Source organism: Streptomyces incarnatus (assembly GCF_001027185.1).
Classification (GTDB): domain Bacteria; phylum Actinomycetota; class Actinomycetes; order Streptomycetales; family Streptomycetaceae; genus Streptomyces; species Streptomyces puniciscabiei.
Window position 1 is genome coordinate 7,006,383 of sequence record NZ_CP011497.1, and the last position, 20,371, is coordinate 7,026,753.

A 20,371-nucleotide genomic window follows, 5' to 3' on the forward strand; every position below is an offset into this window, starting at 1 on the left:
CGATGGGCGTCGGCAAGTCCACCGTCGGCCGGCTGCTCGCCGAGCGCCTCGGGCTCGGCTACCGGGACACCGACGAGGACATCGTCGCCGCCGAGGGGTGCACCATCGCCGAGATCTTCGTCGACGAGGGCGAGCCCGCCTTCCGCGCGCTCGAGAAGCGGGCCGTGCACACCGCGCTCGCCGAGCACGAGGGTGTCCTCGCGCTCGGCGGCGGGGCCGTCCTGGACGCCGACACGCGCGCGCTGCTCGCCGGGCACCGGGTGGTCTACCTCGCCATGGACGTGGAGGAGGCCGTCAAGCGCACCGGCCTGAACGCGGCCCGGCCGCTGCTCGCGGTCAACCCGCGCAGGCAGTGGCGCGAGCTGATGGAGGCCCGGCGGCACCTGTACGAGGAGGTCGCCACCGCGGTCGTACCGACGGACGGCCGTACGCCCGAAGAGGTCACCCAAGCAGCGCTGGACGCACTGGAGTTGAAGGAAGCATGAGCGAGGCAGTCACCCGGATCCAGGTCGCCGGCAGCGCGGGCACCGACCCCTACGAGGTGCTGGTCGGGCGCCAACTGCTCGGCGAACTGGGCGGGTTGATCGGTGACCGGGCCAAGCGGGTCGCGGTGATCCACCCGGAGGCGCTGGCCGAGACCGGTGACGCGCTCCGCGCCGACCTGGCCGGGCAGGGCTACGAGGCGATCGCCATCCAGGTGCCCAACGCCGAGGAGGCCAAGACCGCCGAGGTCGCGGCCTACTGCTGGAAGGCGCTCGGCCAGTCCGGCTTCACCCGCTCCGACGTCGTCGTGGGCGTGGGCGGCGGCGCGACCACGGACCTCGCCGGCTTCGTCGCCGCGACCTGGCTGCGCGGGGTGCGCTGGATCGCCGTGCCGACCACCGTGCTCGCCATGGTGGACGCGGCGGTCGGCGGCAAGACCGGCATCAACACGGCCGAGGGCAAGAACCTCGTCGGCGCCTTCCACCCGCCGGCCGGCGTCCTGTGCGACCTGGCCGCGCTGGACTCCCTGCCGGTCAACGACTACGTCTCCGGACTCGCCGAGGTCATCAAGGCCGGCTTCATCGCCGACCCGGTGATCCTGGACCTGATCGAGTCCGACCCGGAGGCCGCCCGGACCCCGGCGGGCCCGCACACGGCCGAACTGATCGAGCGCTCCATCCGGGTGAAGGCGGAGGTCGTCTCCTCGGACCTGAAGGAGTCGGGTCTGCGCGAGATCCTCAACTACGGCCACACGCTCGGCCACGCCATCGAGAAGAACGAGCGGTACAAGTGGCGGCACGGCGCGGCGGTCGCGGTCGGCATGCACTTCGCCGCCGAACTCGGCCGTCTGGCGGGCCGGTTGGACGACGCCACGGCGGACCGCCACCGCACGGTGCTGGAAGCGGTCGGCCTGCCGCTGCACTACCGCTACGACCAGTGGCCCAAGCTGCTGGAGACGATGAAGATCGACAAGAAGTCCCGTGGCGACCTGCTGCGCTTCATCGTCCTCGACGGCCTCGCCAAGCCGACCGTCCTGGAGGGCCCGGACCCGGCCGTGCTGCTGGCCGCGTACGGCGAAGTGGGCCAGTAAGTCCCACGCTGCTCCGTCCGCCCGATTCCAGATCTCGACTTCCTTTGCGGAATGGGCACTTCCGGCCGCCCCCGGCCGTTTCACCAAACGACGGCGGGGGACGGTACCGTTCGGTGGGCAGCGGGGTTCGCCCCGCTGCCCGCGCGAACTGCTTGTACGAGACGGAGTGGCAACGGATGCAGCACGCAGTGGGGTCTCCGCTGCCGCCGCCCCACCAGCCGGGGCAGGTGCCGCACGCCGGGTGGGCGTCGGCCGCACACCACCCGGGCCCGCACCCGGGAGCCTCCCAGGGTCCCGCCCCCGTGCCTCCGCCGCCGGGCTTTCCCGCCCCCGCCGGCGCCGTCCCGCCGACACCCCCGCAGCCCCCGGCGCCCCAGCCCCCGGCGCCCCAGCCCCCGGCGCCACAGCCGCCGGCCGCACAGCCCGCGGCCGTCCCGCCGGCCCCCGACACCACCGGTCACGTCCCGCTGCCGCCCGGCGGCCCCGTCGGCGTGCCCAGGGTTCCCCCGGCTCCCGCCGCGGCACCCGATCCCGCGACCACCACGCTGGCCGTGCTGCTGATCGGCCCGGCCGGCGCCGGCAAGACCAGCGTCGCCAAGTACTGGGCGGACCACCGCCGCGTGCCCACCGCGCACATCAGCCTGGACGACGTCCGCGAATGGGTCCGCTCGGGCTTCGCCGACCCTCAGTCCGGCTGGAACGACAACTCCGAGGCCCAGTACCGCCTGGCCCGCCGCACCTGCGGTTTCGCCGCGCGCAACTTCCTCGCCAACGGCATCTCCTGCATCCTGGACGACGCGGTCTTCCCGGACCGCCCGGTCGTCGGCCTCGGCGGCTGGAAGCGCCACGTGGGCCCCGGCCTGCTGCCCGTCGTCCTCCTCCCCGGCCTGGACATCGTCCTGGAACGCAACGCCGAACGCACCGGCAACCGCCGCCTCACCGACGAGGAGGTGGCCCGCATCCACGGCCGCATGGCGGGCTGGTACGGCTCGGGCCTGCCGATCATCGACAACTCGCAGTTGGACATTCCCGGGACGGCCCACGTCCTGGACGAGGTCCTGGCGAGGGCCATAGCGAGCCCACCGAGCTGGTGAACAGGGGGTAAGTGGTCCAACCCAAGGGGCGCGGGGCTGTATCGACATGCGGCTCCGCCGCGTGGGCGCGACAAGCTCCCACGCACCCGCACCTGGCGATCCACGGGAACCACCCCCCACAAACCCCACTCGGCCCCTAAAAATCGGCATAACCCGCCCAAAACTCCTACGCTCATCTCATGTCAGAGGTGTACGCGAACCGCCGATCCCGGCTGAGGGACCACTTCACCGCGGCCGGCTCCGCGGCAGCGCTCGTCACCCGCCCGGCCAACGTGCGCTACCTCGCCGCCGCGGCCCCGCAGGGCTCCGTCCTGCTGCTGGGCAAGCGCGAAGACGTGCTGTTCTGTGCCGCTCCGCCGGACGACCGGCCCACAGAGGGGCGTCCCGACGAGGCGCTGGCGCTCCACGTCCTTCCCGAGCCCGGAGGCGACCCCGCCGTGGCAGCCGCCGGTCTCGCCGGGAGCCAGGGTGCCGACTCCCTCGCGGTCGAGGAGCACCACCTCACCGTGGCCCGCCACAGAGCCCTCGCCTCGGTGGCCCCCAAGCTGCGGCTCGCCGACCTCGGCGGAGCCGTGGAGCAGCTCAGGGTGGTCAAGGACGAGGAGGAGATCTCCTGCCTGCGCATCGGCGCCGAGATCGCCGACCAGGCCCTCGGCGAGCTGCTGGAGTCCATCCTGGTCGGCCGCACCGAGCGGCACCTCGCCCTGGAACTGGAGCGCCGGCTGGTCGACCACGGCGCCGACGGGCCGGCGTTCCCGACCTCGGTGGCCACCGGGCCGAACTCCGGCCGGCGCGGGCACCGCCCCACCGACCGGCGGGTGGAGGAGGGCGACTTCCTCTCCGTGTGCCTGGGCGCCACCTATCGCGGCTACCGCTGCGAGATCGGCCGTACCTTCGTGATCGGCACCTCGCCCGCCGAGTGGCAGATCGAGCTGTACGACCTCGTCTTCGCCGCCCAGCGCGCCGGACGCGAGTGCCTGGCACCGGGCGCCGTCTACGGCGATGTGGACCGCGCCGCACGCCAGGTACTGGACTCCGCCGGCTATGCGGAGGCCCTGCCTCCGCTGACCGGACACGGCGTCGGACTCGAAATCGACGAGGACCCGCAGTTGGCGCCCTCGGCCATGGGTAAACTGGACGCTTGCGTGCCGGTCACCGTCGAACCGGGGGTCCACCTCCCGGGCCGGGGCGGTGTCCGGATCGATGACACGCTCGTCGTACGCCCCGAGGCGGACGGCGGACCCGAGCTACTCACCATCACGACCAAGGAGCTGCTCGCCCTCTAGGCAGCGGCGTGCCCCGGGGTCGTACGTCAGTCCAGGAGATTCCGCAACCGTGGCTTCCACGAACGACCTCAAGAACGGCATGGTGCTCAAGCTCGAAGGCGGCCAGCTCTGGTCCGTCGTCGAGTTCCAGCACGTCAAGCCCGGCAAGGGCCCGGCCTTCGTGCGCACCAAGCTGAAGAACGTGCTGTCCGGCAAGGTGGTCGACAAGACCTTCAACGCCGGCGTCAAGGTCGAGACCGCCACTGTCGACAAGCGCGACATGCAGTTCTCGTACATGGACGGCGAGTACTTCGTCTTCATGGACATGGAGACCTACGACCAGCTGCACATCGACCGGAAGGCCGTCGGCGACGCCGCGAACTTCCTGATCGAGGGCTTCACCGCCACCGTCGCGCAGCACGAGGGCGAGGTTCTCTTCGTCGAGCTGCCCGCCGCGGTCGAGCTGACCATCGCCGAGACCGAGCCGGGCGTCCAGGGCGACCGCTCCACCGGTGGCACCAAGCCCGCCACCCTGGAGACCGGCCACCAGATCCAGGTCCCGCTCTTCATCACCACCGGTGAGAAGATCAAGGTCGACACCCGCACCAGCGACTACCTCGGCCGGGTGAACAGCTAACCGTGGCTGCCCGCAACACGGCCCGCAAGCGCGCCTTCCAGATCCTCTTCGAGGGCGACCAGCGCGGCGCCGACGTCCTGACGGTCCTCGCGGACTGGATCCGGCTGTCCCGGTCCGACACCCGGCAGCCGCCGGTCAGCGAGTACACGATGCAGCTGGTCGAGGGCTACGCCGAGCACGCGAGGCGGATCGACGAGCTGATCGCCCAGTACGCGGTCGGCTGGACGCTCGACCGGATGCCGGTCGTGGACCGCAACATCCTGCGGCTGGGCGCGTACGAGCTGATCTGGGTCGACGAGACCCCGGACGCCGTCGTCCTGGACGAGATGGTGCAGCTGGCGAAGGAGTTCTCCACGGACGAGTCGCCCTCGTTCGTGAACGGTCTGCTGGGCCGCCTGAAGGAGCTCAAGCCTTCGCTGCGCCGGGACTAGCCGGGGAAAAGCCGCAAGAGGGGCGCCGTGGGACTGCGGCAACCGGGCGACTTCGGGTCGTTCGTGGTTGCTCGCGCAGTTCCCCGCGCCCCTCAGGCATGCTTGCGCTCCCCGGCACCACCCGGCACCAGGAAGGCGCTGGTAAGGCGTACAAAACCCGGCCGGGGTGGCCGGAACCGCAAAGTTCCGGCCACCCCGGCGGCACGTTTCTGCTGAGGCGGTCGAAGCGGCTACGCCTCCTCGTGCGTGGCCACCGCGCGGCGGGCGTCCGCGTCCAGGACGCCCCAGCTGATCAGCTGCTCGGTGAGGACCGAGGGGGACTGGTCGTAGATGACGGCGAGTGTGCGCAGGTCGTCCTGGCGGATGGAGAGCACCTTGCCGTTGTAGTCACCGCGCTGGGACTGGATCGTGGCCGCGTAGCGCTGCAGCGGGCCCGCCTTCTCGGCCGGCACCGTGGCCAGCCGCTCCAGGTCCAGGACCAGCTTCGGCGGCGGCTCGGCGGCACCGCCCGGCGTGGTGCCCGGCAGCAGCTCCTGCACCGGAACGCCATAGAAATCGGCCAGCTCGGCGAGCCGCTGTACGGTCACCGCACGGTCGCCGCGCTCGTAGGACCCCACCACCACGGCCTTCCAGCGACCCTGGGACTTCTCCTCGACACCGTGGAGGGAAAGGCCCTGCTGGGTGCGGATGGCCCGGAGCTTGGCCCCGAGCTGTTTGGCGTATTCGCTGGACATATAGCTCCCCGGACACTGTGTCGACGCGGCCGGACTGGCTTCCCGCCGCGCGGCTGGTAACTCACTGTGAGGTTACGCAGCGTGACTCTGCTGCGTCAAGCCGAATGGTCCACACCGACTCTTCCGTGGTAGTGACGGCGCATTGGGCCAGGGGGGTGACCGGGGGCCTCTGTGTGACCTGCTAGGGTTGATGGCGCAAATCAGGCGTCCTTTAAGGTCCGTCCCGTGAGGCGGAGAAGGAGGTCCTTTTCGTATGGACAAGCAGGACTCGCACGCGACCCCGCATGCGTCCGATGCGCGGCCCGTTCTCGAGGGCCCCGACATCGCACGGGTGCTGACCCGTATCGCCCACGAGATCGTCGAGCGCGCCAAGGGCGCCGACGACGTGGTGCTCCTCGGCATTCCGACCCGGGGCGTCTTCCTCGCCCAGCGGCTCGCCGCCAAGCTGGAGCAGATCACCGACCGCAAGATCCCGGTCGGCTCCCTCGACATCACCATGTACCGCGACGACCTGCGCATGCACCCGCCGCGTGCGCTGGCCCGCACCGAGATCCCCGGTGACGGCATCGACGGCAAGCTGGTCGTCCTCGTCGACGACGTGCTCTTCTCCGGCCGCACCATCCGCGCCGCCCTCGACGCCCTGAACGACATCGGGCGCCCCCGTGCGGTCCAGCTCGCGGTCCTGGTCGACCGCGGCCACCGCGAACTGCCCATCCGCGCCGACTACGTCGGCAAGAACCTCCCCACGTCGCTGCGGGAGACGGTCAAGGTCCAGCTCGCCGAGGAGGACGGTCGCGACACCGTGCTGCTCGGTGTGAAGGCCGGCCAGTAGCAACTCGGGCGCCGGGCTGCTCAGGCATGCCCGCACGCGCGCCGGTTCGCCCCGAATCTCCCTCCATGAACTGCCTTACGGAGCCTGACAGATGCAGCGTCATCTCATCTCGGCCGCCGACCTCACCCGCGACGACGCCGTCCTGATCCTCGACACCGCCGAGGAGATGGCCCGGGTCGCCGACCGGCCGATCAAGAAGCTGCCGACCCTGCGCGGCCGCACGATCGTCAACCTCTTCTTCGAGGACTCCACGCGCACCCGGATCTCCTTCGAGGCCGCCGAGAAGCGCCTGTCCGCCGACGTCATCAACTTCTCCGCCAAGGGCTCCAGCGTCTCCAAGGGCGAGTCCCTGAAGGACACCGCGCAGACCCTGGAGGCCATGGGCGTCGACGCCGTCGTCATCCGGCACGGCGCCTCCGGGGCGCCCTACCGCCTGGCGAACTCCGGCTGGATCGACGCCGCCGTCATCAACGCCGGCGACGGCACCCACCAGCACCCCACCCAGGCCCTGCTGGACGCCTTCACCATGCGCCGCCGGCTGATCGGCCGGGACGCCGGGCTCGGCCAGGACCTGTCCGGCAGGCGGATCACCATCGTCGGCGACCTCCTGCACAGCCGGGTCGCCCGCTCCAACGTGGACCTGCTGCACACCCTCGGCGCCGAGGTCACCCTGGTCGCCCCGCCCACCCTGGTGCCGGTCGGCGTCGAGACCTGGCCCTGCGAGGTGTCGTACGACCTCGACGGCGCACTGGCCAAGTGCGACGCCGTGATGATGCTCCGCGTCCAGCGCGAGCGGATGAACGCCGCCTTCTTCCCCACCGAGCGCGAGTACTCCCGCCGCTACGGCCTCGACGGCGACCGCATGGCCAGGCTGCCCGAGCACGCCATCGTGATGCACCCCGGCCCGATGGTGCGCGGCATGGAGATCACCGCCGAGGTCGCCGACTCCGACCGCTGCACCGCCGTCGAGCAGGTCGCCAACGGCGTCTCCATCCGGATGGCCGTGCTGTACCTGCTGCTCGGTGGCAACGAGCCCGCCGTCACCCACACCCGCCCCACCGGTCCCGAGGAGAAGTAAGACCCATGAGCAAGATCCTGATCCGTGGTGCGAAGGTGCTCGGCGGCGAGCCGCAGGACGTGCTGATCGACGGCGAGACGATCGCGGAGGTGGGCACGGGGCTGTCCGCCGAGGGCGCCGAGGTGGTCGAGGCCGGCGGCAAGGTGCTGCTCCCCGGCCTGGTCGACCTGCACACCCATCTGCGCGAGCCGGGCCGCGAGGACTCCGAGACGGTCCTGACCGGCACCCGCGCCGCCGCGTCCGGCGGCTACACGGCCGTCTTCGCCATGGCCAACACCTTCCCCGTCGCCGACACCGCCGGTGTCGTGGAGCAGGTCTGGCGGCTCGGCCGGGAGCACGGCTACTGCGACGTGCAGCCCATCGGCGCCGTCACCGTCGGCCTGGAGGGCAGGAAGCTCGCCGAGCTGGGCGCCATGCACGAGTCGGCCGCCGGGGTCACCGTCTTCTCCGACGACGGCAAGTGCGTGGACGACGCCGTGATCATGCGCCGCGCGCTCGAGTACGTGAAGGCCTTCGGCGGTGTCGTCGCCCAGCACGCGCAGGAGCCGCGGCTGACCGAGGGCGCCCAGATGAACGAGGGAGTCGTCTCCGCCGAGCTGGGGCTGGGCGGCTGGCCGGCCGTCGCCGAGGAGTCGATCATCGCCCGCGATGTGCTGCTCGCCGAGCACGTCGGCTCCCGCGTCCACATCTGCCACCTGTCGACCGCCGGCAGCGTCGAGATCGTCCGCTGGGCGAAGTCCCGCGGGATCGACGTCACCGCCGAGGTCACCCCGCACCACCTGCTCCTCACCGACGAGCTGGTGCGGACGTACAACCCCGTCTACAAGGTCAACCCGCCGCTGCGCACCGAGCGCGACGTGCACGCCCTGCGCGAGGCGCTCGCGGACGGCACGATCGACATCGTCGCCACCGACCACGCCCCGCACCCGCACGAGGACAAGGACTGCGAGTGGGCCGCGGCCGCCATGGGCATGGTCGGCCTGGAGACCGCATTGTCAGTGGTCCAGGAGACCATGGTCGACACGGGCCTGCTGGACTGGGCCGGCGTCGCCGACCGCATGTCCGTCAAGCCCGCGCAGATCGGACAGGCCACCGGGCACGGCCGTCCCGTCTCGGCTGGTGAGCCCGCCAACCTCACCCTCGTCGACACGGCATACCGTGGCCAGGTGGACCCCGCGGGCTTCGCCTCGCGCAGCCGCAACACCCCCTACGAGGGGCGCGAGCTGCCGGGCCGTGTGACGCACACGTGGCTGCGGGGCAAGGCCACGCTCGTCGACGGGAAGCTCACGTGACACCTGTAATCCTGCTGGCCGAGGCGAAGAGGTCGGCCGAGGTCACCGACTGGCCGGCGCGCATCGGCTGGCTCGTCGGACTCCTGCTCTTCATCGCGCTCGTCTACTGGCTGATGCGCGAGGGCTGGAAGTGGCGCGGCACCCTGCAGAGCGACCTGCCCGCGCCGCCCAGCGCGCCGGAGGAGACCGGCCCCGCCAGACTTGAGCTGAGCGGCCGCTACCACGGCTCCACCACCGCGGGTCAGTGGCTGGACCGGATCGTGGCCCACGGCCTGGGCACCCGCAGCCGGGCCGAGCTCACCCTGACCGACCAGGGGCTGGAGGTCGAGCGTCCCGGAGCGAGCGACTTCTTCATCCCCACCGCAGCGCTGCGCGGGGCCCGGCTGGACAAGGGCATCGCCGGCAAGGTCCTCACCGAGGGCGGACTGCTGGTGGTGACCTGGGCGCTCGGCGACAAGCTGATCGACTCCGGCTTCCGCTCCGACCACGCGGCCGAGCACACCGAGTGGGTCGACACCCTGAACCACATGATCAACGACACGGAAGGCGCACGATGACGACCTCCACCAGGGGAGCTGCCAGGGTTCCCGCCGTACTCGTCCTGGAGGACGGCCGCATCTTCCGCGGCCGTGCCTACGGGGCCGTGGGGGAGACCTTCGGCGAGGCCGTGTTCTCCACCGGGATGACCGGCTACCAGGAGACCCTGACCGACCCGTCGTACGACCGGCAGATCGTCGTCGCGACCGCCCCCCAGATCGGCAACACGGGCTGGAACGACGAGGACGACGAGTCGAGCCGCATCTGGGTCTCCGGCTATGTCGTGCGCGACCCCGCGCGCGTGCCGTCCAACTGGCGGGCCAAGCGCTCCCTGGACGACGAGCTGGAGCGGCAGGGCGTGGTCGGCATCTCCGGCATCGACACCCGCGCCCTCACCCGCCACCTGCGCGAGCGCGGCTCGATGCGCGCCGGCGTCTTCTCCGGGGAGGCGATCGCCGCCGAGTCCGAGCTCCTCGCGCGCGTGCAGGCCCAGCCGCACATGAAGGGCGCGAGCCTCTACGAGGAGGTCGCGACCAAGGAGGCGTACGTCGTCCCCGCGATCGGCGAGAAGAAGTTCACCGTCGCCGCCATCGACCTCGGCATCAAGGGCATGACCCCCCAGCGGATGGCCGAGCGCGGCATCGAGGTGCACGTGCTGCCCGCCACCGCCACGGCCGACGAGGTCTACGCGGTCGCCCCGGACGGCGTGTTCTTCTCCAACGGCCCCGGCGACCCGGCGACCGCCGACGGTCCCGTGGCCCTGATGACCGCCGTCCTGGAGCGGAAGACGCCCCTGTTCGGCATCTGCTTCGGCAACCAGATCCTCGGCCGCGCCCTCGGCTTCGGCACCTACAAGCTGAAGTACGGCCACCGGGGCATCAACCAGCCGGTCCAGGACCGTACGACCGGCAAGGTCGAGGTCACCGCGCACAACCACGGCTTCGCCGTCGACGCGCCGCTCGACAAGGTCAGCGAGACGAAGTTCGGCCGCGCCGAGGTCTCGCACGTCTGCCTGAACGACAACGTCGTGGAGGGGCTGCAGCTGCTCGACCAGCCGGCCTTCTCCGTCCAGTACCACCCCGAAGCGGCAGCGGGTCCGCACGACGCCGCCTACCTGTTCGACCGCTTCGTTTCCCTGATGGAGGGCCAGCGTGCCTAAGCGCACCGATATCCAGTCCGTCCTGGTCATCGGCTCCGGCCCGATCGTCATCGGCCAGGCCGCCGAGTTCGACTACTCCGGCACCCAGGCGTGCCGCGTGCTCAAGGCCGAGGGCCTGCGCGTGATCCTCGTCAACTCCAACCCGGCGACGATCATGACCGACCCGGAGATCGCCGACGCCACGTACGTCGAGCCGATCACGCCCGAGTTCGTCGAGAAGATCATCGCCAAGGAGCGCCCCGACGCCCTGCTGCCCACTCTGGGCGGCCAGACGGCCCTGAACACCGCCATCTCGCTGCACGAGAACGGTGTCCTGGCCAAGTACGGCGTGGAGCTGATCGGCGCCAAGCCCGAGGCGATCCACAAGGGCGAGGACCGCGACCTGTTCAAGGAGGTCGTGGAGGAGGTCCGCAAGAAGATCGGGCACGGCGAGTCCGCCCGCTCGGTCATCTGCCACACCATGGACGACGTCCTCGCGGGCGTGGAGACGCTCGGCGGCTACCCGGTCGTCGTCCGCCCGTCCTTCACCATGGGCGGCGCCGGCTCCGGCTTCGCGCACGACGAGGAGGAGCTGCGCCGCATCGCAGGCCAGGGCCTCACGCTCTCCCCGACCACCGAGGTGCTCCTGGAGGAGTCCATCCTCGGCTGGAAGGAGTACGAGCTGGAGCTGATGCGCGACAAGCACGACAACGTCGTGGTCGTCTGCTCCATCGAGAACTTCGACCCGATGGGCGTGCACACCGGCGACTCGATCACCGTCGCGCCCGCGATGACGCTGACCGACCGCGAGTACCAGATCCTGCGCGACATCGGCATCGCCGTCATCCGCGAGGTCGGCGTCGACACCGGCGGCTGCAACATCCAGTTCGCGGTGAACCCCGAGGACGGCCGCGTGATCGTCATCGAGATGAACCCGCGTGTGTCGCGGTCCTCCGCGCTCGCCTCCAAGGCCACCGGCTTCCCGATCGCCAAGATCGCCGCCAAGCTGGCCGTCGGCTACACCCTGGACGAGATCCCGAACGACATCACCCAGGAGACCCCGGCGTCCTTCGAGCCCACGCTCGACTACGTGGTCGTCAAGGCCCCGCGCTTCGCCTTCGAGAAGTTCCCGCAGGCCGACTCCACGCTGACCACCACCATGAAGTCGGTCGGCGAGGCCATGGCCATCGGCCGCAACTTCCCCGAGGCCTTCCAGAAGGCGCTGCGCTCGCTGGAGAAGAAGGGCAGCCAGTTCGCCTTCACCGGTGTCCCCGGTGACAAGTCGCTGCTCCTGGAGGAGTCCCGGCGTCCCACCGACGGCCGGATCAACACGGTCATGCAGGCCATCCGCGCGGGCGCCACGCCCGAGGAGATCTTCGAGTACACGAAGATCGACCCCTGGTTCGTGGACCAGCTCTTCCTGATCAAGGAGATCGCGGACGAGCTGGCCGAGGCCCCCGAGCTGACCCGCGACCTGCTCGCCGAGGCCAAGCGGCACGGCTTCTCCGACCAGCAGATCGGCGAGATCCGCGGCCTGCGCGAGGACGTCGTCCGCGAGGTCCGGCACGCCCTCGGCATCCGCCCGGTCTACAAGACGGTCGACACCTGCGCCGCCGAGTTCGCCGCGAAGACGCCGTACTTCTACTCGGCCTACGACGAGGAGACGGAGGTCGCCCCGCGCGAGAAGCCGGCCGTCATCATCCTCGGCTCCGGCCCGAACCGCATCGGCCAGGGCATCGAGTTCGACTACTCCTGCGTCCACGCCTCCTTCGCGCTGTCCGACGCCGGGTACGAGACCGTGATGGTCAACTGCAACCCGGAGACCGTCTCCACCGACTACGACACCTCCGACCGGCTGTACTTCGAGCCGCTGACGCTGGAGGACGTGCTGGAGATCGTCCACGCCGAGCAGCAGGCCGGACCGGTCGCGGGCGTGATCGTGCAGCTGGGCGGCCAGACCCCGCTCGGCCTGTCGCAGGCCCTGAAGGACAACGGCGTGCCGGTCGTGGGCACCTCGCCCGAGGCGATCCACGCCGCCGAGGACCGCGGCGCCTTCGGCCGGGTGCTCGCCGAGGCGGGCCTGCCCGCCCCGAAGCACGGCACGGCCACCACCTTCGAGGAGGCCAAGGCCATCGCCGATGAGATCGGCTACCCGGTCCTGGTCCGGCCGTCGTACGTCCTGGGCGGGCGCGGCATGGAGATCGTGTACGACGAGACCCGCCTCGCCGCCTACATCGCCGAGTCCACCGAGATCAGCCCCTCCCGGCCGGTCCTGGTCGACCGCTTCCTGGACGACGCGATCGAGATCGACGTCGACGCCCTCTACGACGGCGAGGAGCTGTACCTCGGCGGCGTGATGGAGCACATCGAGGAGGCCGGCATCCACTCCGGCGACTCGGCGTGCGCCCTGCCCCCGATCACCCTCGGCGGCTTCGACATCAAGCGGCTGCGCGCCTCCACCGAGGCCATCGCGCGCGGCGTCGGGGTGCGCGGTCTGATCAACATCCAGTTCGCGATGGCGGGCGACATCCTGTACGTCCTGGAGGCCAACCCGCGCGCCTCCCGCACGGTCCCCTTCACCTCGAAGGCGACCGCGGTGCCGCTGGCCAAGGCCGCCGCCCGGATCTCGCTGGGCGCGACCATCGCCGAGCTGCGCGCCGAGGGCCTGCTGCCGAGGACGGGCGACGGCGGCGAGCTGCCGCTGGACGCGCCGATCTCGGTCAAGGAGGCCGTCATGCCATGGTCGCGCTTCCGCGACATCCAGGGCCGTGGCGTCGACACCGTCCTCGGCCCGGAGATGCGCTCCACCGGCGAGGTCATGGGCATCGACTCCGTCTTCGGCACGGCGTACGCCAAGTCGCAGGCGGGTGCCTACGGCCCGCTGCCCACCAAGGGCCGCGCGTTCATCTCGGTCGCCAACCGCGACAAGCGCTCGATGATCTTCCCGGCGCGCGAGCTGGTCGCTCACGGGTTCGACCTGCTCGCCACCTCCGGCACCGCCGAGGTCCTCAAGCGCAACGGCATCAACGCCACCGTGGTGCGCAAGCAGTCCGAGGGCACCGGCCCGAACGGCGAGAAGACCATCGTCCAGCTGATCCACGACGGCGAGGTCGACCTCATCGTCAACACCCCGTACGGCACCGGCGGCCGCCTCGACGGCTACGACATCCGTACGGCGGCCGTCGCCCGGTCCGTGCCGTGCCTGACGACCGTCCAGGCGCTCGCCGCGGCCGTGCAGGGCATCGACGCCCTCAACCACGGCGACGTGGGCGTCCGCTCGCTCCAGGAACACGCGGAACACCTGACCGCGGCCCGCGACTAGCAGCCCTGAGGGGGACACCGGAAACGGTGTCCCCCTCTTCATGAGGACCCTGAGGACTTTCCGAGATGTACGACCTCTTCTTCCGTCTGGTTTTCAAACGGATGGACCCCGAGAAGGCCCACCACCTGGCCTTCCGCTGGATCCGCCTCGCCGTGCGCGTCCCCGTGCTGCGCACCTTCGTCGCGGCCGCCCTCGCGCCCCGCTACAAGGAGCTGCGCACGGAGGCCTTCGGGCTGCGCATGCACGGCCCCTTCGGGCTCGCCGCCGGCTTCGACAAGAACGCCGTCGCGATCGACGGCATGTCGATGCTGGGCTTCGACCACGTCGAGATCGGCACGGTCACCGGCGAGCCGCAGCCCGGCAACCCGAAGAAGCGGCTGTTCCGCCTGGTCGCGGACCGGGCGCTGATCAACCGCATGGGCTTCAACAACGACGGCTCGCTGGCCGTGGCGGCCCGCCTCGCCACCCGGGAGCCGGTCTTCAGGACGGTCGTCGGCGTCAACATCGGCAAGACCAAGGTCGTCCCCGAGGCGGAGGCCGTCGGCGACTACGTGAAGTCGGCCGAGCGCCTCGCGCCGTACGCGGACTACCTGGTCGTCAACGTCTCCTCGCCGAACACGCCCGGCCTGCGCAACCTGCAGGCGGTGGACCAGCTGCGCCCGCTGCTCACCGCCGTCCGCGAGGCCGCCGACCGCACGGTCGCGCATCGCCGCGTCCCGCTGCTGGTGAAGATCGCCCCGGACCTCGCCGACGAGGACATCGACGCCGTCGCCGACCTGGCCGTGGAGCTGGGCCTGGACGGCATCATCGCGACCAACACCACCATCGCGCGCGAGGGACTCGGTCTGACATCCAAACCGTCCTTGGTGAAGGAGACCGGCGGTTTGTCCGGCGCCCCGCTCAAGCAGCGCTCCCTGGAGGTCCTGCGCCGCCTGTACGCGCGCGTGGGCGACCGGATCACCCTCGTGGGCGTGGGCGGCATCGAGACCGCCGAGGACGCCTGGCAGCGCATCCTGGCCGGTGCCACGCTGGTCCAGGGCTACAGCGCCTTCATCTACGAGGGCCCCTTCTGGTCCCGAGCGATCCACAAGGGCCTCGCCGCGCGCCTGCGCACCAGCCCGTACGCCACCCTCGCCGACGCGGTCGGCGCCGACGTGAGGAAGCCCGCATGAGCCAGATGGAGCCCTTCGGCGCCCGGCTGCGCCGCGCCATGGACGAGCGCGGCCCGCTGTGCGTCGGCATCGACCCGCACGCCTCCCTGCTCGCCGAGTGGGGCCTGAACGACGACGTGGCCGGTCTGGAGCGGTTCAGCCGCACGGTCGTCGAGGCGGTGGCCGGCCGGGTTGCCGTGATGAAGCCGCAGAGCGCCTTCTTCGAGCGCTTCGGCTCCCGGGGTGTCGCCGTCCTGGAGAAGGTCGTCCAGGAGGCCCGCGCGGCCGGCACGCTCGTCGTGATGGACGCCAAGCGCGGCGACATCGGCTCGACCATGGCCGGGTACGCCGAGGCCTACCTGCACAAGGACGCCCCGCTGTTCTCCGACGCCCTGACCGTCTCGCCGTACCTCGGCTACGGCTCGCTCAGCCCGGCCGTCGCGCTGGCCCGGGAGAGCGGCACCGGCCTGTTCGTGCTGGCGCTGACCTCCAACCCGGAGGGCCCCGAGGTGCAGCACGCGGTCCGTGCCGACGGCCGCACCGTCGGCGCGACCATGCTGGCCCACCTGGCCGCCGAGAACGCGGGCGAGGAGCCGCTGGGCTCCTTCGGGGCCGTCGTGGGGGCCACGGTCGGCGAGCTGTCGTCGTACGACCTCGCCATCAACGGCCCGCTCCTCGCGCCCGGCGTCGGTGCGCAGGGCGCGACGGCGGCCGACCTTCCGAAGGTCTTCGGGCCGGCCGTGCGCAACGTCGTGCCGAACGTCAGCCGGGGTGTCCTGCGGCACGGACCCGACGTGGGGGCCCTGCGCGGGGCCGCCGAGCGCTTCGCGGAGGAGATCCAGGCGGCCGTCTCCGGCGCCTGACACCTCCGATACGTGCTCGGGTGAGCGGCCCGGGGGCGACTTGAGTGTGAATACATCCTCAAATCGGGGGCATTATGTCTGAAATGTCCGACCTGGCGGAGGCTGACCAGGACTTTTCCGCTGTTCTCGCTGACTCTGGCGGACTTGACCGCTAGTCTCCGAGCTGTGGGGACACCCCCACACCCATCAGGTAGTGGGGGAGAGCGGGCGAAGCGTGTTGCTCGTAGCTCCCCAGGTGTGGGGCGACTAGGTTCCTCACCGGTCCGTATCCGACAGTTCGACATCCGAGGTGACGTAGGCGTGGCTCTTCCGCCCCTTACCCCCGAACAGCGCGCAGCCGCGCTCGAAAAGGCCGCCGCGGCTCGCCGGGAGCGGGCCGAGGTCAAGAATCGACTCAAGCACTCCGGCGCCTCCCTGCACGAGGTCATCAAGCAGGGCCAGGAGAACGACGTCATCGGCAAGATGAAGGTCTCCGCACTGCTCGAGTCGCTGCCCGGCGTGGGCAAGGTCCGCGCCAAGCAGATCATGGAGCGTCTGGGCATCTCCGAGAGCCGCCGCGTGCGCGGTCTCGGTTCCAACCAGATCGCTTCCCTGGAGCGTGAGTTCGGCAGCACCGGCTCCTGAGTCCGGGCCTTGCCGGACCGGGAGTCCCGGGCACTCCGGGATTGCTGGAATAATCGCTGCATGGCTGCAACATTCCGGGGGACGACCCCCGAGCCCCCGGACGTACGTCCGCGGCTGACCGTGCTCTCCGGCCCCTCGGGGGTCGGCAAGAGCACGGTCGTCGCCCATATGCGCAAGGAACACCCCGAGGTCTGGCTCTCCGTGTCGGCCACCACCCGCAAGCCGCGCCCCGGCGAGCAGCACGGAGTCCACTACTTCTTCGTCACCGACGAGGAGATGGACAAGCTGATCGCCAACGGCGAGCTGCTGGAGTGGGCCGAGTTCGCCGGCAACCGCTACGGCACGCCTCGTGCGGCCGTGCTGGAGCGGCTGGAGAAGGGTGAGCCGGTGCTGCTGGAGATCGACCTCCAGGGCGCCCGGCAGGTCCGCGAGTCGATGTCCGACGCCCGGCTGGTGTTCCTGGCTCCGCCCTCCTGGGAGGAGCTGGTGCGCAGGCTGACCGGCCGGGGCACCGAGTCGCCCGAGGTCATCGAGCGCCGCCTGGAGGCGGCCAGGACCGAGCTGGCGGCCGAGCCGGAGTTCGATACGACCCTGGTCAACACCTCCGTCGAGGACGTGGCGCGCGAGCTGCTAGCCTTGATGGACGTTGTGTGATCGTGACTGTGATCACGATGTTTCATTCTTTTCCATCCATCGGAAGGTAGAGCGTGTCCTCTTCCATCACCGCGCCCGAGGGCATCATCAACCCGCCGATCGACGAGCTTCTCGAGGCCACCGACTCGAAGTACAGCCTCGTGATCTACGCGGCCAAGCGTGCCCGCCAGATCAACGCGTACTACTCGCAGCTCGGCGAGGGCCTCCTCGAGTACGTCGGTCCGCTCGTCGACACCCACGTCCACGAGAAGCCGCTCTCGATCGCCCTGCGTGAGATCAACGCGGGTCTGCTGACGTCCGAGGCCGTCGAGGGCCCCGCGCAGTAACCGTTCGTTCTCGCATGACAGGCCCGGCGGCGCGACCGCCGGGCCTGTGGTGTGTCATGGAGGCGTAGGTTCAACGAATGGGAGTCCCGGTGGACAAGCCGAGAGTCGTTCTGGGCGTCAGCGGCGGCATCGCCGCCTACAAGGCCTGTGAGCTGCTGAGAAGGTTCACGGAGTCGGGCCACGACGTCCGCGTGGTCCCCACCGCCTCGGCGCTGCAGTTCGTCGGCGCCGCCACCTGGTCCGCGCTGTCCGGCAACCCCGTCTCGACGGACGTGTGGGACGACGTCCACGAGGTCCCGCACGTCCGCATCGGCCAGCACGCCGACCTGGTGGTCGTCGCACCCGCCACCGCCGACATGCTGGCCAAGGCCGCCCACGGCCTAGCGGACGACCTGCTGACCAACACCCTCCTCACCGCCCGATGTCCGGTCGTCTTCGCGCCCGCCATGCACACCGAGATGTGGGAGCACCCGGCCACCCAGGAGAACGTGGCCACGCTGCGCCGCCGGGGCGCCGTCGTCATCGAGCCCGCCGTCGGCCGGCTCACCGGCGTCGACACCGGCAAGGGCCGGCTGCCCGACCCGGTGGAGATCTTCGAGGTCTGCCGCCGGGTGCTGGTCCGTGGCGCCACCGGGCCCGACCTCGAAGGACGGCACGTGGTGGTCTCCGCCGGCGGCACCCGCGAGCCCCTCGACCCGGTCCGCTTCCTCGGCAACCGCTCCTCCGGCAAGCAGGGCTACGCCCTCGCCCGCACCGCCGCCGCCCGCGGCGCCCGGGTCACGCTGATCGCGGCCAACACCGCCCTGCCCGACCCGGCGGGCGTGGACGTCGTACCGGTCGGCACGGCCGTCCAGCTGCGCGAGGCCGTCCTGAAGGCGGCGGCGGACGCCGACGCGGTCGTGATGGCCGCCGCCGTCGCCGACTTCCGCCCCGCGGCCTACGCCGCCGGCAAGATCAAGAAGAAGGACGGCCAGGACCCCGACCCGATCGTCCTGGTGCGCAATCCGGACATCCTCGCGGAGATCTCGGCCGAGCGGGCCCGCCCCGGCCAGGTGGTCGTCGGCTTCGCCGCAGAGACCGACGACGTCCTCGCCAACGGCCGCGCCAAACTCGCCCGCAAGGGCTGTGACCTGCTCGTGGTCAACGAGGTCGGGGAGCGCAGGACCTTCGGTTCCGAGGAGAACGAGGCCGTGGTGCTGGGCGCCGACGGCAGCGAGACTCCCGTGCCGTACGGCCCCAAGGAAGCCCTGGCCGACACCGTGTGGGACCTGGTCGTACCGCGGCTCGGCTGACCGCGCACGGGCCGCCGGACGGCCGCGGCAGCGGGTTCACGCCACGTTCGATTCGGGTGTGGCGGCCCTGGCCAAGGCCGCCCGGCATTGTGCAGAATGCCCGTGCCGCAGGTCACAGCGCTCCCGAGAGGCGAGACACGTGCCCCATCGGCCGAGTGCGACCGATAAACTGTTCACGGTCGACGCCGGGCGCAGCCCCGCGCGTCGCCGCAAATGATCAGCCAGCAGCCGCTGCAACCACAGGGAGCGTTGTGTCCCGTCGCCTGTTCACCTCGGAGTCCGTGACCGAGGGTCACCCCGACAAGATCGCTGACCAGATCAGCGACACCATTCTCGACGCGCTCCTGCGCGAGGACCCGACCTCCCGGGTCGCCGTCGAGACGCTGATCACCACCGGCCTGGTGCACGTGGCCGGCGAGGTGACGACCAAGGCCTACGCGGACATCGCGACCCTGGTCCGCAACAAGATCCTCGAGATCGGTTACGACTCCTCCAAGAAGGGCTTCGACGGCGCCTCCTGCGGCGTGTCGGTGTCGATCGGCGCGCAGTCCCCGGACATCGCGCAGGGCGTGGACACGGCGTACGAGACCCGTGTCGAGGGCGACGACGACGAGCTGGACCGGCAGGGCGCCGGTGACCAGGGCCTGATGTTCGGCTACGCGTCCGACGAGACGCCGACCCTGATGCCGCTGCCGATCTTCCTGGCGCACCGCCTGTCGAAGCGCCTGTCCGAGGTGCGCAAGAACGGCACCATCCCCTACCTGCGCCCGGACGGCAAGACGCAGGTCACCATCGAGTACGACGGCGACAAGGCCGTCCGCCTCGACACCGTGGTCGTCTCCTCCCAGCACGCCTCCGACATCGACCTGGAGTCGCTGCTGGCGCCCGACATCCGCGAGTTCGTCGTGGAGCCGGAGCTGAAGGCGCTCCTGGACGAGGGCATCAAGCTGGAGACCGACGGCTACCGCCTGCTGGTCAACCCGACCGGCCGCTTCGAGATCGGCGGCCCGATGGGCGACGCCGGCCTGACCGGCCGCAAGATCATCATCGACACCTACGGCGGCATGGCCCGCCACGGCGGCGGTGCCTTCTCCGGCAAGGACCCGTCCAAGGTGGACCGCTCGGCCGCGTACGCGATGCGCTGGGTCGCCAAGAACGTCGTGGCGGCGGGCCTGGCCTCCCGCTGCGAGGTCCAGGTCGCCTACGCGATCGGCAAGGCCGAGCCGGTCGGTCTGTTCGTGGAGACCTTCGGCACCGCCAAGGTCGACGCCGAGAAGATCGAGAAGGCGATCGACCAGGTCTTCGACCTCCGCCCGGCCGCGATCATCCGCGACCTCGACCTGCTCCGCCCGATCTACGCCCAGACGGCCGCCTACGGCCACTTCGGCCGCGAGCTGCCCGACTTCACCTGGGAGCGCACGGACCGCGTGGACGCCCTGCGCGCCGCCGTGGGCCTGTAAGCCCCGGTCACCCTTCGCACCGAGGCCCGGTTCCCCCTCTCCGGGGGGCCGGGCCTCGGCGTGTCCTC

General features: G+C 70.9%; 20 protein-coding genes. 19 read left to right on the forward strand and 1 reads right to left on the reverse strand.

The window, feature by feature from the left end; all coding sequences use genetic code 11:
* Window positions 1-2: 2 nt before the first annotated feature.
* The 6 genes from ABB07_RS31790 to nusB all read left to right on the forward strand — a co-directional run bounded on the left by ABB07_RS31790 (window position 3) and on the right by nusB (window position 5,000).
* Window positions 3-485 (forward strand): shikimate kinase, encoded by a 483-nt coding sequence (locus ABB07_RS31790; RefSeq protein ID WP_208903697.1) that lies wholly within the window; start codon window positions 3-5, stop codon window positions 483-485.
* Entirely contained in the window at window positions 482-1,573 is a 1,092-nt protein-coding gene (aroB, locus tag ABB07_RS31795; RefSeq protein ID WP_055705432.1) for a 3-dehydroquinate synthase, read from the forward strand. The genes ABB07_RS31790 and aroB overlap by 4 nt, the downstream gene beginning before the upstream one ends.
* 176 nt (window positions 1,574-1,749) lie before the next feature.
* Window positions 1,750-2,667 (forward strand): Pro-rich N-terminal domain-containing protein, encoded by a 918-nt coding sequence (locus tag ABB07_RS31800; protein ID WP_208901944.1) that lies wholly within the window; start codon window positions 1,750-1,752, stop codon window positions 2,665-2,667.
* Between the two features lie 179 nt (window positions 2,668-2,846).
* Entirely contained in the window at window positions 2,847-3,953 is a 1,107-nt protein-coding gene (locus ABB07_RS31805) for an aminopeptidase P family protein (protein WP_208901945.1), read from the forward strand.
* 49 nt (window positions 3,954-4,002) lie between these two features.
* Window positions 4,003-4,569, forward strand: coding sequence for an elongation factor P (efp, locus tag ABB07_RS31810; RefSeq protein WP_208901946.1), 567 nt, complete (start codon window positions 4,003-4,005; stop codon window positions 4,567-4,569).
* 2 nt (window positions 4,570-4,571) lie between these two features.
* Window positions 4,572-5,000 (forward strand): transcription antitermination factor NusB, encoded by a 429-nt coding sequence (gene nusB, locus ABB07_RS31815; protein WP_208901947.1) that lies wholly within the window; start codon window positions 4,572-4,574, stop codon window positions 4,998-5,000.
* 230 nt (window positions 5,001-5,230) lie between these two features.
* Here nusB and bldD read toward each other — a convergent pair whose 3' ends face one another.
* On the reverse strand, window positions 5,231-5,734 hold the full coding sequence (gene bldD / locus ABB07_RS31820; protein ID WP_014671524.1) for a transcriptional regulator BldD: 504 nt from the start codon (window positions 5,732-5,734) through the stop codon (window positions 5,231-5,233).
* Window positions 5,735-5,987: 253 nt separating this feature from the next.
* Between bldD and pyrR the strand changes: the two genes are divergently transcribed.
* The 13 genes from pyrR to metK all read left to right on the forward strand — a co-directional run bounded on the left by pyrR (window position 5,988) and on the right by metK (window position 20,303).
* Window positions 5,988-6,566, forward strand: coding sequence for a bifunctional pyr operon transcriptional regulator/uracil phosphoribosyltransferase PyrR (gene pyrR, locus ABB07_RS31825; RefSeq protein WP_208901948.1), 579 nt, complete (start codon window positions 5,988-5,990; stop codon window positions 6,564-6,566).
* 91 nt (window positions 6,567-6,657) lie between these two features.
* Window positions 6,658-7,644, forward strand: coding sequence for an aspartate carbamoyltransferase catalytic subunit (locus ABB07_RS31830; protein ID WP_208901949.1), 987 nt, complete (start codon window positions 6,658-6,660; stop codon window positions 7,642-7,644).
* Between the two features lie 5 nt (window positions 7,645-7,649).
* Window positions 7,650-8,936: a dihydroorotase gene (locus ABB07_RS31835; protein ID WP_208901950.1), complete on the forward strand. Its 1,287-nt coding sequence runs from the start codon at window positions 7,650-7,652 to the stop codon at window positions 8,934-8,936.
* Entirely contained in the window at window positions 8,933-9,493 is a 561-nt protein-coding gene (locus tag ABB07_RS31840; RefSeq protein ID WP_208901951.1) for a PH-like domain-containing protein, read from the forward strand. The genes ABB07_RS31835 and ABB07_RS31840 overlap by 4 nt, the downstream gene beginning before the upstream one ends.
* The gene (gene carA / locus ABB07_RS31845; protein WP_208901952.1) at window positions 9,490-10,632 is read left to right on the forward strand and encodes a glutamine-hydrolyzing carbamoyl-phosphate synthase small subunit; all 1,143 of its coding nucleotides are present in this window, start codon (window positions 9,490-9,492) and stop codon (window positions 10,630-10,632) included. The genes ABB07_RS31840 and carA overlap by 4 nt, the downstream gene beginning before the upstream one ends.
* Window positions 10,625-13,933: a carbamoyl-phosphate synthase large subunit gene (gene carB / locus ABB07_RS31850; protein WP_208901953.1), complete on the forward strand. Its 3,309-nt coding sequence runs from the start codon at window positions 10,625-10,627 to the stop codon at window positions 13,931-13,933. The genes carA and carB overlap by 8 nt, the downstream gene beginning before the upstream one ends.
* A gap of 65 nt (window positions 13,934-13,998) precedes the next feature.
* Window positions 13,999-15,105 carry a quinone-dependent dihydroorotate dehydrogenase gene (locus tag ABB07_RS31855; RefSeq protein ID WP_208901954.1) on the forward strand — a complete coding sequence of 369 codons (1,107 nt, stop codon included), beginning with the start codon at window positions 13,999-14,001 and terminating at the stop codon, window positions 15,103-15,105.
* Window positions 15,102-15,947, forward strand: coding sequence for an orotidine-5'-phosphate decarboxylase (gene pyrF / locus ABB07_RS31860; RefSeq protein ID WP_208901955.1), 846 nt, complete (start codon window positions 15,102-15,104; stop codon window positions 15,945-15,947). Before ABB07_RS31855 ends, pyrF begins: the two co-directional genes overlap by 4 nt.
* A gap of 300 nt (window positions 15,948-16,247) precedes the next feature.
* Entirely contained in the window at window positions 16,248-16,571 is a 324-nt protein-coding gene (locus ABB07_RS31865; protein ID WP_003977346.1) for an integration host factor, read from the forward strand.
* Between the two features lie 60 nt (window positions 16,572-16,631).
* Window positions 16,632-17,225 (forward strand): guanylate kinase, encoded by a 594-nt coding sequence (gene gmk / locus ABB07_RS31870; protein ID WP_208901956.1) that lies wholly within the window; start codon window positions 16,632-16,634, stop codon window positions 17,223-17,225.
* Between the two features lie 53 nt (window positions 17,226-17,278).
* Complete coding sequence (gene rpoZ / locus ABB07_RS31875; protein ID WP_003982715.1) at window positions 17,279-17,551, forward strand: DNA-directed RNA polymerase subunit omega; 273 nt, start codon at window positions 17,279-17,281, stop codon at window positions 17,549-17,551.
* 89 nt (window positions 17,552-17,640) lie between these two features.
* The gene (gene coaBC / locus ABB07_RS31880) at window positions 17,641-18,843 is read left to right on the forward strand and encodes a bifunctional phosphopantothenoylcysteine decarboxylase/phosphopantothenate--cysteine ligase CoaBC (RefSeq protein WP_208901957.1); all 1,203 of its coding nucleotides are present in this window, start codon (window positions 17,641-17,643) and stop codon (window positions 18,841-18,843) included.
* A 251-nt stretch (window positions 18,844-19,094) separates the two neighbouring features.
* On the forward strand, window positions 19,095-20,303 hold the full coding sequence (metK, locus tag ABB07_RS31885; RefSeq protein WP_208901958.1) for a methionine adenosyltransferase: 1,209 nt from the start codon (window positions 19,095-19,097) through the stop codon (window positions 20,301-20,303).
* Window positions 20,304-20,371: the final 68 nt, after the last annotated feature.